A 13699-nucleotide genomic window follows, 5' to 3' on the forward strand; every position below is an offset into this window, starting at 1 on the left:
TCGCTGAATGGCGCTTGTCTGGCGGGCGCCGCCCCAAAGAGGGGCGACGCCCGATCGAATCAGAACTTGAGTTTGACGCCTCCCGTGAAAGCGCGCGGCTGGCCGGCGAGGATGCCGGCGCCTTGCGCCGTCACTAGGCCGCCTGTCGGCCAGACCAGCGGCGTTTGTGTCGCGGTGCCCGGGAGGAGCGAGTTGGCGACAACGAATGCGCCACCGACATAGGTCCGATTGAAAATATTCGAGACCTCGAAAAAGAGCTCGATATTTTTGACATAGAAGTTGTCTAAGTCGTGATTATAGTGCGCGTTAAGATTGAACAGGCTGTAGCTCGGCAGAGTGGTGAAATTCGCGTTGTCGATCGTATAATTGCTCTTGAGAATATATTCGGCGTAAGCGCCGAGACCCGAAAGGTCGCCGTATGGCTGGTCGTATCCGACGCGCATCGTCACAGTATGCGGCGGCACGTTGGGAATCCTGTTGCCGGAGCGATTATATAAGACGGCTCGCCCCGCGACCGAACCGAGATCGTCCCAGTAATTGGTGAAGAACTGATCGTTGAACGTATAGGCCGCGATCAGCCGCCATCCGTCGAAGGGCCGCCAATCGGCGTTGAGTTCGACGCCGCGGTGGAGACTGGAGGGAATATTTTGTGAATAGCTGACGAGCCCATTGCTCAACGTCAGAATCTCGTTGCGATGCCATTCGTTGAAGCCGGTTACGCTGACGGTGAGATCGGGGCGCGGCGTCCAGTCGATCCCGAGATCGACGCCCATGTTGGTCTGGGCCTTTAGGGGATTTTGTCCGACTCCGTTTCGGGTAGTGGTGAGAAACACGAATGTCGGCGTGCTGTAGCCCACCGCATAGCGCGCCCGCACTTGCCACTCGGGGCTATAGCGATAAGTGAGCGACGCTTCCGGCGCCGTGTTCCAATAATCATTGTCGACGGCGACTTGAGTAGGAAATCTGGGCGCCAGATTGGCCGGGTAGTTATAGGCGGTATTGACGCCCCAGACGCGATTCCAGTTGGCGCTGAACCCCACGACGCCAGTCAGGCCCGGAGCGAGCGCAATCTCTTCACGCGCGCGCAGACCAATGTTTGAAGTATAGTAGTCGAACTTGCCGACCTGCGCGCCGATTGCGCCACTGTACCAAGTATTCGCTCTCTGATTAAAGAGCGGATTGGTAGTTTTGGCGTTGTTATAGAAGAACTGGAGAAAATGTGTCGCCGGAAATCCAAAGATCGGAATGTGACTGGTAATGTCGGTCTGCGCGGTGATGCCCACCGTTGGACCCCTTAAGGCGACCGGGCCGCCCTGGCCGGCGGGGCCAAATATCGGCGGCGGCCAAGCTCCACTGATGTTATCGAGATAGTCATAAGTAAATTGCGATCGCCAGGTGGTGGCGTTGTTGAAGTCATGCTCGAACTGAACGCCGGCGATCTGTCTGAGAGAGTGTTGATGAGTGCCAAGCTGCCAGACGCTTTGGCGAGTGGTCGCGCCCGATATGCCATTCACCGGCACATTCAGATTGTTGCATAAGTTGAGGTTCATGGGGACGGCGATGGAGCAGCCATAATTTTGTTGAAATGGATTGAGGTAGAACACATTGAGATTTTCTCGGTTGATGAACTCCGATCTCAAGTCGTTGGCGATATATTTCACGATAACACGATCGGTAGGGGTCACGTCCCATCTGCCGAGAAGCTTGGCTTGTTTGCCTGAGAAAGAATTGCGGGTATAGCCGGTGCTGTTGGCGTCGGAGGCGAAAAACGACAGATCAAAGGCGCCGAGCGTGCTGTCCTTCACCGCCTTGCCGACACGGACGTAATTGTTGACATAGCCGAAGCTGCCAAATTCCGAACCGGTGTGGACGCCGTCGATTTCGGCCCCGGAAAAGCTGCGGAAATTGATCGCGCCCGCATAGGCGTAATTGCCGAAGAGCGCCGACGAAGGTCCGCGATAGACGTCGACGGCGGCAAAAGCGTGCGGATCGAGCAGGTCGGTACGGCTATTGCCGTCGGCCGTCGTGATCGGGAACCCGTCTTCGTACAGCATGATGTTGCGGATGCCAGTTGGAAACCCGACACCAGCCCGATTGCCGGAGCCGCGAATCGAAATAAACAGATCGCGCGCATTATTGCCTTGCTGTACGGAGACGCCGGGGCTGTATTCCAACACCCTCCGGACATCCGCTAGAGGCGTCGGCTTGAGGAACTTGGTGTCGACGATCGTCACCGTCTGCCCCGGCGGGTCCCGATAGATCGGCAGTCTCGCGCGGGCGGCGCTAAAGCCCGGCGCGATTCCTTCCTCGCCCGCCGTCGATTCCCGGACCGCGGGAGGCCTGACCGGCGCGGCGCCGATCGTGATCTGCGGAAGCGCCTGCTGCGCGTGCGCGACGGAGGCGGCGGACAAGGCGGCGAGAGCGCCAAGCGCTGCGCCATGCATCAATTTCGACCGGGACGTCATCTTCTTTTCTTTCCTAATTCGGGGTTGAAACTCATTGAGCAGGCGCACGCGTGGATCCGCTTGCCGTCGACGCCGGTTTCCACGGATCGGCGAAGCGGGGAGATGTCAGCAGAGAGTCGTCGGTCAGCGTTTTCAGAAAGGCGATCAAATCGCTCTTTTCCTGAGCCGACAGATCGATGGGCACGATCAGCGCGCTTTTGTTCGGATTGTACCGGCCGTCGCCCTTGAGAGGACCGCTCGTGACATTGCGTCCGCCGGCCGCGTAAATGTCGATCACGTCCTCGAGCGTCGCGGCGCTGCCGTCGTGCATATAGGGCGCGGTGACGGCGATGTTGCGCAGGCTGGGCGCGCGAAACGCGCCCATCTCGGCGGGGTTGTGGGTGTTCTCGAAGACGCCGCGATTGGGCTCCGGATAGGCGCCTTTGCCGTCGAGATCATAGAGTCCCGTGTTGTGAAACGGCGTTTCGATCTCGCGCGTTTTGGCGTGATAGAACTGATCGTCGAAATTCACGCTGCCATGGCAGTGATGGCATTCCGCCTTCTCGCCGAAGAAGAGATCCTTGCCGCGCGTCTCTTCAGGAGAGAGCGTCGCTTTGCCTTCAAGATAGAGATCATATTTCGAGGACGCCGAGACAACGCCGCGCTCAAAGGCGGAGATCGCCTTGATGACGTTGCCGAAGCTGATTGGGTCCGCATCGCCGGGAAAGGCCGCCGCAAAGTCGCGGCGATAATCTGCGTCGCCCGCAAAGCGCGCGAGGATCTCTTTGCGGTTCTTGTCATTGACGCCCATCTCGATCGGTTCTTCGCCAAACAGCGGGCCTTCCATCTGCCTTTCCAGGGTCACCATCGCCGGATTCGCCCAGGTGAGCGTGGCGCGCCAGGCGGCGTTGGCGATGCTGGGCGAATTGCGCGGCGTATGCTGGCCCGTGGCTCCGACGGCGACCGGGCGACCATCGGTGAACGCCAGGCGCTGCTCATGGCAGGAGGCGCAGCTCTCCTTGCCGTTTCCCGACAGACGCGGGTCGTAGAAGAGCTTGCGCCCAAGCTGAAAGCGCGCCTCCGACATTCCGTTGTCAGCTGGAACCCGTGGCGGCGGCATGAACTCGGGCAAGGTCCAACGCCACGATTCCGCGCTCGGGGCCGTATCGCCTTGCGCGCCGCCTGCGATCAGAGTTGCGGCGAAGAGGAGGATGAGAGTTTCGCGCTTCATTTCGCCACCTCCGCGCGGAAAATCTTCGTCGACGCGCCGGAGGACTGGCCGGCGTCATTGGCGTCGGGCGCGGTTTCCTTGAGCCGAAGCCCGAGATTTTCGAACATCGGCGCGCATTCAGGATCGGCCGGACCGCTCATGCAGCCGGTGGAGAACCCCTGGTCTTTCCCAAGATTGATGCCGGCGAAGAGCTGCTTCAGATCGAGCACGACGCGCTGCCGCCCCGAATCGAAGGACGCGAGTTTCACGGGAATGCGATTTGGATTGGCGCAGGAGGTGATTTCGCCTTTCGTCGCGTCGCCGCGACAGCCCGTCGAACCAAGGTGCAGCATCCAGGTCGAGACGGTGATCGTTCCATCCGAGTTGACGCGCAGCGGCGCCGCCTTGGGCGCGTCGGCCATCGCCGGCGCGCCGCCGTCGGACTTGTCGCCGGACTTGTCGCCTTGCGCGCCGGCGCCATTCGCTGCGTCCGCCGGGCTTTTCGGCTTGAGCGGCGGACGGGTCACGCCGCCCTCTGGATCAACTTCGATCTTTATGAATTTGCGGCCAGCCTGCCAATTCCACGTCATCGACTGAAGATCGAGCGGCGCCGGCGCGGTGGCGAAATTCGAGTGGTTGAGAATGACGTCCTTGCCGTCCTTGTCCTTGACGACGCTGGGAACGCCAATGACGAAGCTGAACCCTTTGTAGCGGCCGCGCGGCGCCGATCCCTTGATCGTATCGTTGACGTCGGCGCTGCCGACGCACTTGCCAGTCTTGTTTTCGAAATCGAGGAGCGCGAGGTTGGCGTATTGCCAGTCGTTCTGTTCCAGCTCGATGGGAATTTCATGGCCGGCGGCGTCGATCAGCGCCGGCGCGGCGATGTAGAACCTGGCGTCGTGGAGCTGCGCCGGCTGTCCGCCGGTTCCGAGCCCGGCGATGTCGCGGCCGCATTCGACCGGTTGATCGCCCGCCGCAAGCGCAAAGCGTATCGCAACCGGCTGTCTATCGCTCGCGTCGGGTTTGTTGGCGGCATGCGCGACGCTAATCGCGGCAAGCCCGCCGATGGCGACGGCAAATCGGTTGAATGCGCTCATGAGTACTCTCCTGTCGACGACGAGCATTGAGATTTGTCTTGGCCGCGCGCAGGCGACGACGACCGGCGGCGCGTGTGAAAACACGCGCGGCGCACATCAAACGCGAGGGATTGGCGAGTGGGGTCGAGGACCCGGCAGCCGGCCGTTAACGCGCTCTCTTAGGAGAGAAGCGACGGGGGTGCGCGAGAAAGCCTGTTTCTAGGCCACTGGGTGGTCGGCGGCGCGATATCGCGCTCTTCCGGCCAAAGAGGAGGAGTCTCAGACAAGGGCGCCAGCACCAGAACGACGGCGGACAGGAGAACCTTTGCTCCGAGGTCGTCGCTTCGGTCGCTTAGAAAGCAAGCCATGCAGTGCATGTGCTGAACATGCGGGGCCTTGCCGTCGCCATTGGCTTGATCGGCGCAAAGCTCGCTCGCCATCGCTACGGGAGAGCTTAGGAACGCGCCGAATTCGCCGCCGTGGCGTCCGTGGGAAAAAATAAGACCCAATGCTTGTTGAAACAGCAGACAAGCGACGGCGGCCGCCACAATCGGACGCATGAATCGCCGCATTTGTTTCTTGTCTTGCCGCATAGCGAATTCTGAGAGCACGAGGATTAACTTGTCAACGACGGTTGTCGCCCAACTTTTGCAATATTTTGAACTGTTGCGCTGCAGCCACACTTGGTCTTTGCAATTTCGCTTTGTCTTTCAATTGACGGGCGCGAAGAAGCCGTGCGCTCCGACATCACTCCAAATGGCGGCGCGACCGCCGGCGCAGAGTCTCTCGTGAGTCTTTCGCGCAGAGTCTTTCGTCCATAATGAAGATCATGAGACAGCGAAGCAGGGCTCCGACCGTTGCCATTTGTCAACGCGCCTTCGCCTTGCCAGACCCTGATCGTTCCGCCATGCGCGCGTCGTATAAGGCGTTTCCGTATTGCCGCAAGATTGTTTCGCGCCTATGATCCGCGCACCGTAGGCGATGGTTGGCGGCAATCCATGCTCGTTCGGCTCATTCTTTTCGTTGCGATATTGTTGCAAGTCGCAGGCGTTTCGACTGTCGCCGCGCGCGCTCAATCTCATTCTTTGTCGTTCCGGGCCGTTGTCTGCAAAAGCGATGCGATTCCCGCGACGCCTCACGCGCCGGGCGAACACGACGGCTCTTGCTCTGACTGTATCGCGTGCTGCGACGCTCAGCCGCAGATCTTATGCGCCTATGATGAGGTTGCGCGGCTGTCCTTTCCAACGGCGCGAATCAGCGTTCGCGCTTTTCCAATCCTTCCCGTTTCCCGAACGCGGTCGGCGATCCCGCCGGCGCGCGCCTCCCCCGTCTAAAGACACGGCCGCACATCCGCGCGTTCGGAAGCAATGACGTCCGCGGATAGAAACCACGCATCGCCGACGCCCCTGGGGCCGCTCGGCGTGATGCGTTTTGGATAATCGGCGCGCTTGGAGACAAGCGGGGAGGCGCTGATGCAGAAGTCACATGAGACGATCGACCGACTGTTTAGAAGCCATCATCGCGATCTGATAACGCGGGCGCGCCGCGTGATCGGCTCGGGAGACGCCGAAGACCTGGTCCAGGAAGCCTATCTCAAAATGCTGGAAAGCGACCGTGGCGAACTGATTTCGAATGCGCGCGGCTATGTATCGAAGATGACGTGCACGCTCGCGATCGACAATCTTCGGAGGCAAAGAACCCACGCTCGAGCGCTTGCCGAAGACGGCGCATGGTTCCAGTCGCCCGCTCGAGACACGCACATCACGACGGCCCTCGACGCATTCGGCCTGGCGCGGGACGTTCAAGCAGCCCTGGCGCGGCTGCCGCGATGTTGTCGTCAGATATTCCTGATGAGCCGGATTCTGGGTTTCAGCCATTCGGAGATCGCGCAGGAACTCGGCGTTTCCTTGAGGACGGTCAATCGCAGCCTGGGTCGGGCGCTTGAGCATTTCGATCGCGCCTTCGAGATCGCGCCTTCGAGCGTCCCGATTGAGGCGCAAAGCATCAAGCGGAAGAACGCGCCGTACACGTCCTCGGCCGACGCGCCCGCGCCGCGACTTCGAAATGCGCCAAACATCAAAATTCCGTCATCTCGAAAAAATTCTCGCCCCAAGCTGTCCGATTTTTGCGGCCTCGCTCGTCATACCATTCGGGTCCCGCGTTCTGCGGAGCCCGTCTGGTCTCTCCAGACGAAATCAAAACAGGAGGCCTTCATGACCATCCGTATCGCCAAGCGCATCACCCTCAATGTCATTGGCCGCGCCAGCGCCCGCTGCGCGTCGACCTGCGCCGCCACCAACGGCTAAGGACGATCGGCTTGCGCCGTTGGCTTCCGGCCAGCGGCGCAAGCGACGTTGCGCGGTCAAAACGAAGGCGACAAAGAGATGCGGCTTGGCTTCAATTTCACGCTCGGCGACACCTATGACACGGTCCAGCGGCTGCTCGCCGAAGGGCGCATCGATTATTGCGAATTTCTCATCGACAATTTTTTCTGCGTCGATCCGGACGAACTGGCCAAGGCGTTCGATTGTCCGATCGGCCTGCACATTATGTATTCGAGGTTCCTCGAAGCCGACCGGCCGACGCTTGTCGATTTCGCCGCTCGGCTCAAAGATTATATCGACGCGCTAAACCCGATTTACGTCTCCGACCATATTCTGCGTTTTTCCCACGAAGGGCGCGCTTTCTTTCACTTGGGCGAAATCGACTATTCCGCCGAATATGAATCCGTGCGCGACAAGGTCGTCGCGTGGCAGGAGATCGTCGGGCGGCGCATTCATTTTGAAAATTACCCGTCGATCATGGATGGCGGTCTGGAAGCGCCCGCCTTCTTCGAGCGACTCATGAAGGAAACAGGCGCGGGCGTGCTGTTCGACGCCTCCAACGCCGTCTGCGCCAATCGCAATTGCGGGACGCCGTTCGAGGCATGGCGCAACGTCATCGCCAAAGCCCAGCATTTCCACGTCGCCGGCTATCGGCAGTCGTTGATCGAGCCCTTCATTTCGCTCGACACCCATGCCGAGGCGCTGGCGCCGGACACGCTCGCCTTCCTTCGCAATTTTCGATCGGTCTTCGACAAGCCTGGCGCCACGATGACCTATGAGCGCGACGATCAGATCGAGTTTGACGATATCGTCGCCGATCTGAAGTTGTTGCGAGATCTGTTCGGCCAACCGGAAGAAAGGCGTCATGACCTTGCTCTCACTGCCTAGTCGGACTGATCGCGACCTCTATCCTGCGCTGATGTCGCCGCAGCTGAACGCAAAATATCCTGCGGACCACAAGGCGTTCGTGCGGATCGACGTGAGCCTGCGCATCTATTGGCACACGCTCTTCGACATCTGCCCAGAACTGCTGGAGCTTTCCGGTCCGGACGGCATGTCGATTTTCCGGCCTTTCATGGCCTGGGCTGAAGAGAAGAAGCTCGCCTTCGACTGGTCCTATTATCTTTGGGTCTATGTTTGGCTGCGCCAATCGCCGTTCAAGGAACGGCTGTTGGCGGACGACAAATATCTCCGCTCGATCATGGCGGCCTCCGCCGCGCGGTGGGCGATCCTCGATCGCGGTCGAAGCCGCGGGATCGTGATCGGATGCGCTGATACGGCGGATCTCGTCATCGGCTGGAAATGCCGCAACGTTCGCCTCGGACGAGAGATCGAGCTTATCGAACCCGAGGAGCCGTTGCCGGCGCCTTCAGACCTCTTCGGCTACTTTACGCTGCCGAGCTTTGAACTCGACATATTTCCGGGGTGGCAGAGCCTCGCGCGATGACGAGCGCGCCGCTGTGGCGCGGATACTGGTTCCTGTTCGCCAGCACGTCCGCAGCCGCCTTCATCATGCAGATCGATCTCGCCATGGTCGCGAGATTGGGCGGCCGTGCGTCAGGGGCCTATGCGATTCTGATGCGCATCACGCTGCTTGATGTCGCGGTCACCATCGCTTCCGCGGCCGTCGCCGCCATCGCGCTCGGCCATGCACAAAAGAATGGCGAGACGGCCGACGCCATCGAAAAGACCTGCGCGCTCTCCCTCGCACTTGGCGTCGCGACAGCGATTTTCGGCTACTTCGCCTATCCGATCTTCCTTGACGCCCTGATGGGCGACGCCGCCGCCGCTCCTTACATCGGCGCCCCGATCCTTTGGCTCGTCGCCGGCGCGCCCTTCCGCGTGCTTTCGAACACGCAAGGATTCCTGTTGCACGCGCTTGGACGCGGCGGCTCGGTTCTCACGTCGAAACTCGCAGAAATTCCAGCGAAAGCCGGCGCCAACGTCCTGTTCATGCAGACCCTCGGATTGGGTTTTACCGGCTGTTTTGTCGCCGGCTGCGTCGTCGCCGCCGCCTCATCTTTTTGGTTATGGACTCGGCTGCACGCGCATGGCGCGCGCAAATTGCGCCTTCCCGAACTCGCCTTTGCGCGCTCCTTTATGAGCGGAACCTTCTGGGAAGCGCTGCGGGTGCTGTCGCCGCAGGCGGCGATGCTCTTCTCGCTGACACTCTTTTCACTCCCGTGGCATTACGCCGCGAACGGCCAACGCCTCGACTCCTACGCGGCCGCGCAAACCTTCATGCTGTTCCTTCTTGGTCCGCTCATTACGCTGATGCGCTATCTCGCCATTTACCTTCCCAAGCAATCTCCCGAGGATTGGACGCCAGTCCTTGCGCCGGTGATGCGCGTCGGCGCGCCAATCGCGCTGACGGCCGCCGTCTTGCTGCTGTTCGGGCGCGACTGGATCGGGGACGCTCTCTACCGCCAACACGGACCCTGGTGGTCCGTTTTCGTCGCCTGCTTGGCGCTTTCCATACCCATCCGATTCATCGGAAGCATCGTCCGAGGACTAACGCTCGCTCGGAGCGCCTTCGCAGAACTGACCTCCGTCGACGTGCTTTCGCAGTGGCTCATCGCGCCGCTGTTCATTCTATTTGGACTCTCCGTCAACCGTCCGGAGATCGCCTATCAGTCTCTGATCTGGCCTGAAATCGTCGCTGTTTTCTTGCTCTGGCGCGGACTTCGATCCGCGCCCGAGGAGCCGATGGCCGTTTCGTTGCCCTCTGAAGGACATGTGCAATGAGCGTGGAGCGAGTCCCGGTTTTGATTATCGGAGCCGGCTATGCCGGTCTGTCTGCGGCGACGCTGCTTGCATGGCGCGGCGTCCCCTGCCGTCTTGTCGAGCGACGCCCGTCAACGTCGCGACTGCCGAAAGCGCACGGGATCAACCGCCGCAGCATGGAAGTTCTGCGCGTCGTCCCCGGCCTGGAGGATGCGCTGTTTGCGGCAAGTCGCGCCGGCGCTAATGAGTCCACGCTCATCATCGCGGAGTCGGTCACGAGCCCGCCGATCGAAACGCTCGTCACCAAGACCTCGCTCGATGCGACGGCGGTGTCTCCCAGCAAGATATGCACCGCCGGCCAGGATCGCGTCGAACCCGTGCTGCTGCGCTTCGCCCGCGAGAACGGCGCGGATGTCAGATTTTCGACCACGCTAGAGCGCTTCTCTCAGCGAAGCGACGGCGTCGAGGCGATCCTGCGCGATGAAGCGTCGGGACAAGAGACGACGGTTTTTGCCGACTACATAATCGCGGCGGACGGCGCCGGCGGAACGATCCGCGATGTCGGCGGCGTCAGAATGGAAGGCCCCGGCGTTCTCGCCGATACGATTTCTGTGCTGTTCGAGGCCGATCTCGACGCCATCCTGCCAGGCGGGGGATTTGCGCTCTATTATCTGCGCAACCCGGCGTTCAGCGGCGCCTTCGTCACCTGCGACGAGCTCAATCACGGCCAGATCAACATCGAATATGATTCCACGCGCGATCAGGCGTCCGATTTCGACGAAGAACGATGCGAAGAGCTCGTTCGACAATCTCTTGGCGTCGCCGATCTTGCGGTGAAGATTCTTGATATTCGTCCCTGGCAGATGGCCGCTCTTCTCGCCGATCGCATGTCCTTTGGCCGGGTGTTTCTCGCGGGCGATTGCGCACACATCACGCCGCCCGTCGGCGGACTGGGCGGACAGACCGCGATTCAAGACGCCGCCGACCTCGCGTGGAAGCTTGCGCTGGTCGTTAAGGGCGAGGCCGCGCCCTCGTTGCTCAGCTGCTATGCCATCGAGCGTAAGCCCGTCGCGCGGATCGCGATCGCGCGGTCAATCGCCAATTACGTTGAGCGTCTCCTGCCCGATCGTCAGGACATCCGCATTCGGGAAGACGAATACGGCCTCCTCGAGACATCTATGGGCTATCGCTACCGCTCCGACGCGATCATCGCTGATGAATTCGACGACGGCGCATGCGTCGAGGATCCTCTTCACCCGAGCGGCGCGCCGGGAACGCGCCTCGCGCATGTCTGGCTGCGGCGCGGCGAGGAGACGATCTCCTCTCATGATCTGATCGGACGCGGTTTCATGCTCTTCGCCGGTCCGGACGGCGGCGACTGGATCGAGGCGGCGGAACGTGTCGGCCTTCGTTCAGGCGCGCCGCTTGGCGTCTGCCGCCTCGGCTTCGACATCGACGATCCCGAAGGGCTGTTTCTGCCGCGTCTCGGCGTTTCGCCTGAAGGCGCGCTGCTCGTGCGGCCAGACGGATTCATCTGCTGGCGTTCGCGAGGCCGAAGCCCCGACGCTCTCGCGACGCTCGATGCGAGTTTTGCGCGCGTGCGCGGTTTCGATACGCGCCAATCCAGCGGCAGTCTCAAGGCTACGCTCGTCGACGCAAGCTAGGCGCAACCGCCTCATCCTGCTCCAAGAAACGTCATCCCAAAGGAGAGTGGTCGAATGTCCATCCTTTCGCCGGAACTCCACGCGCCCTCCCAGCCGGAGCCGATTCTCGCGGTTGATCCGAAACGACTCGAAACGATCCAGACCCCCTACCAGGACTTCAGCCGGCTATCGCGCGCCAGCGGGATTTTGGAAGCCCTGCCCCTTCGGGCGAAGCGTCAATTCCGCTCCTATTACTTTTTCAACCCGCCAAAATGGCGGGTGTGGGCGCGGACCCTCGGCTCCAGCCAACGCATGGCGCCGTCCTTCGCATCGATCGGCGCGGTGCGCTCCGGCACGTCTTTTCTCTCCTCCTATATTTTCCAGCATCCACACGTCGTGCTGCCGCTGTCGAAGGAAATCTCCTTCACGGACACGATGCGCGAACTCATGGCGCATTTTCCGACGCTCGCGGCGCAAAGGGCGGCGGAGCGGCGAAACGGCGGCGCGATCACCGGCTACTGCACGCCGGTCATGCCCAATCCCCTCTGGATTTTTGTGGCCCAGTCGATGTTTCCAGACATGCGCATCATCTGCGTTCTGCGTGATCCGGTGGAGCGCACCTTTTCGCACTGGCGATGGGATCAGAAGCGTTTCAGCAGCAAGATGCAGGATCCGCACTGGAGGGGCTTTCCGGATTTCGAAACCTTGATCGAAGCGGAAAAGGCGACGATACGCGGCGGCGGCATGGAGCCGCACGCGTTTTCCGGCGCGCGCGCCGGCTATCTACGCCACAGCATCTACGCGCCCTTTCTGCGCCTGCTGTTCGAAAAATTCGGCAGAGACCGCGTTTTCATCGTCGATGCGGCAGAATTTTTTCACGACCCGCGATCGACCGCGAAGGAGATTTACGCGTTTCTTGATCTGCCCAAAGTCGAGCCGCTCGTCATCGAGGAGCAAAATCCGGGTCCGCCCGGAAAGCTTGACGACGGCATTCGAGCGAAGTTGGCCGAGTTTTTCCGGCCCTACAATGAAGAACTCTACGCTCTTCTAGACAAGGACTTCGGCTGGGGCGCCGCCCGATAAGAGGCCACATTCCGCGGCTGACCTCTCCTTGCACCTGGTCCCAGCCCATCCCAGCCCTTGGCGACCCAACGGATGGGCTTCACGGGACGGCGTTCCGGCAATATATGGAGGACGCCGAATTTCCGCCGGTTCGAGGTAAGGATGAACGCCCACGCCAGAGGGCCTGCAATTGCGACGCCCGCGGCCGCCGCGCCGGCGCCGCTTGTCGACCCCTTCGGGCGGACGATTTCCTATTTGCGCGTCTCCGTCACCGACCGATGCGATTTCCGCTGCGTGTACTGCATGTCCGAACATATGCAGTTCCTGCCGCGCAGCGACCTGCTGACGCTCGAGGAGCTCGACAGGCTGTGCTCCGCTTTCGTCTCGCGCGGAACCAAAAGGTTGCGCATCACCGGCGGCGAGCCGCTGGTGCGCCACGACGTGATGAAGCTGTTTCACGCCCTCTCGCGCCATCTCGACACGGGCGCGCTGGAGGAGCTGACGCTCACCACCAACGGCTCGCAGCTTTCGCGTTTCGCGGCGGAACTCGCCGATTGCGGCGTGCGGCGCGTCAATGTCTCTCTCGACACGCTCGACCCCGATCGTTTCAAGGCGCTGACCCGCACCGGCGCGCATGCGCAGGTTCTGGCGGGAATCGCCGCCGCCCGCGCCACCGGCCTCAAAGTGAAGCTCAACGCCGTGGCGCTGAAAGGTATGAACGAAGACGAATTCGTCCCGCTCGTGCGCTTCGCCCACGAAAACGGGATGGACATGACGTTCATCGAAGTGATGCCGCTCGGCGAACTCGACGGGCCGGAACGCGCCGACCAATATCTGCCGATGCAAGAGGTGCGCGATCGGCTGAGCGAAGCCTTCACGCTCGACGAGATCGACTATCGCACCGGCGGCCCCGCGCGTTACATGCGCGCGCGCGAAACCGGCGGGCGCATCGGCTTCATCACGCCGCTCACCCATAATTTCTGCGAGAGCTGCAATCGCGTGCGCGTCACCTGCACCGGAACGCTTTATATGTGTCTCGGCCAGGAGGACGCGGCCGACCTTCGCGCGCCGCTGCGCGAAAGCGCCGACGACGCGCTGCTGCACCAGGCGATCGAAACCGCGATTCTGCGCAAGCCCAAGGGCCACGATTTTGTGATCGATCGAACCGCGCCGGCGCCCGCTGTCTCGCGCCACATGAGCATGACGGGCGGCTGAT

The 13699-nt window shown here is 61.3% G+C and carries 11 protein-coding genes; 7 read left to right on the top strand and 4 right to left on the bottom strand.

Annotated features, from left to right (window positions below):
- Positions 1 to 59: 59 nt before the first annotated feature.
- The 4 genes from IYW40_RS04160 to IYW40_RS04175 all read right to left on the bottom strand — a co-directional run bounded on the left by IYW40_RS04160 (position 60) and on the right by IYW40_RS04175 (position 5413).
- Entirely contained in the window at positions 60 to 2465 is a 2406-nt protein-coding gene (locus IYW40_RS04160; protein WP_196399495.1) for a TonB-dependent receptor, read from the bottom strand.
- A 31-nt stretch (positions 2466 to 2496) separates the two neighbouring features.
- Positions 2497 to 3675 carry a methanobactin export MATE transporter MbnM gene (locus tag IYW40_RS04165; RefSeq protein WP_196399496.1) on the bottom strand — a complete coding sequence of 393 codons (1179 nt, stop codon included), beginning with the start codon at positions 3673 to 3675 and terminating at the stop codon, positions 2497 to 2499.
- Positions 3672 to 4751 carry an MbnP family copper-binding protein gene (locus IYW40_RS04170; protein WP_196399497.1) on the bottom strand — a complete coding sequence of 360 codons (1080 nt, stop codon included), beginning with the start codon at positions 4749 to 4751 and terminating at the stop codon, positions 3672 to 3674. Before IYW40_RS04170 ends, IYW40_RS04165 begins: the two co-directional genes overlap by 4 nt.
- A gap of 158 nt (positions 4752 to 4909) precedes the next feature.
- Positions 4910 to 5413, bottom strand: a complete 504-nt coding sequence (locus tag IYW40_RS04175; protein ID WP_348644227.1) for a DUF2946 family protein — start codon at positions 5411 to 5413, stop codon at positions 4910 to 4912.
- Positions 5414 to 6202: 789 nt separating this feature from the next.
- On the opposite strand from IYW40_RS04175, the gene IYW40_RS04180 reads away from it, so the two are divergent.
- The 7 genes from IYW40_RS04180 to moaA all read left to right on the top strand — a co-directional run bounded on the left by IYW40_RS04180 (position 6203) and on the right by moaA (position 13698).
- The gene (locus IYW40_RS04180) at positions 6203 to 7036 is read left to right on the top strand and encodes a methanobactin precursor domain-containing sigma factor (RefSeq protein WP_196399498.1); all 834 of its coding nucleotides are present in this window, start codon (positions 6203 to 6205) and stop codon (positions 7034 to 7036) included.
- A gap of 78 nt (positions 7037 to 7114) precedes the next feature.
- The gene (gene mbnB / locus IYW40_RS04185) at positions 7115 to 7942 is read left to right on the top strand and encodes a methanobactin biosynthesis protein MbnB (RefSeq protein ID WP_196399499.1); all 828 of its coding nucleotides are present in this window, start codon (positions 7115 to 7117) and stop codon (positions 7940 to 7942) included.
- Positions 7920 to 8501, top strand: a complete 582-nt coding sequence (mbnC, locus tag IYW40_RS04190; protein ID WP_196393655.1) for a methanobactin biosynthesis protein MbnC — start codon at positions 7920 to 7922, stop codon at positions 8499 to 8501. Before mbnB ends, mbnC begins: the two co-directional genes overlap by 23 nt.
- Positions 8498 to 9799, top strand: a complete 1302-nt coding sequence (gene mbnM, locus IYW40_RS04195; protein ID WP_196399500.1) for a multi antimicrobial extrusion protein MatE — start codon at positions 8498 to 8500, stop codon at positions 9797 to 9799. Before mbnC ends, mbnM begins: the two co-directional genes overlap by 4 nt.
- On the top strand, positions 9796 to 11442 hold the full coding sequence (mbnF, locus tag IYW40_RS04200) for a methanobactin biosynthesis FAD monooxygenase MbnF (protein WP_196399501.1): 1647 nt from the start codon (positions 9796 to 9798) through the stop codon (positions 11440 to 11442). The genes mbnM and mbnF overlap by 4 nt, the downstream gene beginning before the upstream one ends.
- Before the next feature lie 54 nt (positions 11443 to 11496).
- Positions 11497 to 12504 carry a sulfotransferase domain-containing protein gene (locus IYW40_RS04205; protein ID WP_196399502.1) on the top strand — a complete coding sequence of 336 codons (1008 nt, stop codon included), beginning with the start codon at positions 11497 to 11499 and terminating at the stop codon, positions 12502 to 12504.
- A 141-nt stretch (positions 12505 to 12645) separates the two neighbouring features.
- Entirely contained in the window at positions 12646 to 13698 is a 1053-nt protein-coding gene (moaA, locus tag IYW40_RS04210; protein WP_196399503.1) for a GTP 3',8-cyclase MoaA, read from the top strand.
- The last annotated feature ends 1 nt before the right edge of the window (position 13699 follow it).

It is taken from the genome of Methylocystis sp. H4A (assembly GCF_015709545.1).
In the GTDB taxonomy this organism is placed as follows: Bacteria; Pseudomonadota; Alphaproteobacteria; order Rhizobiales; family Beijerinckiaceae; genus Methylocystis; species Methylocystis silviterrae.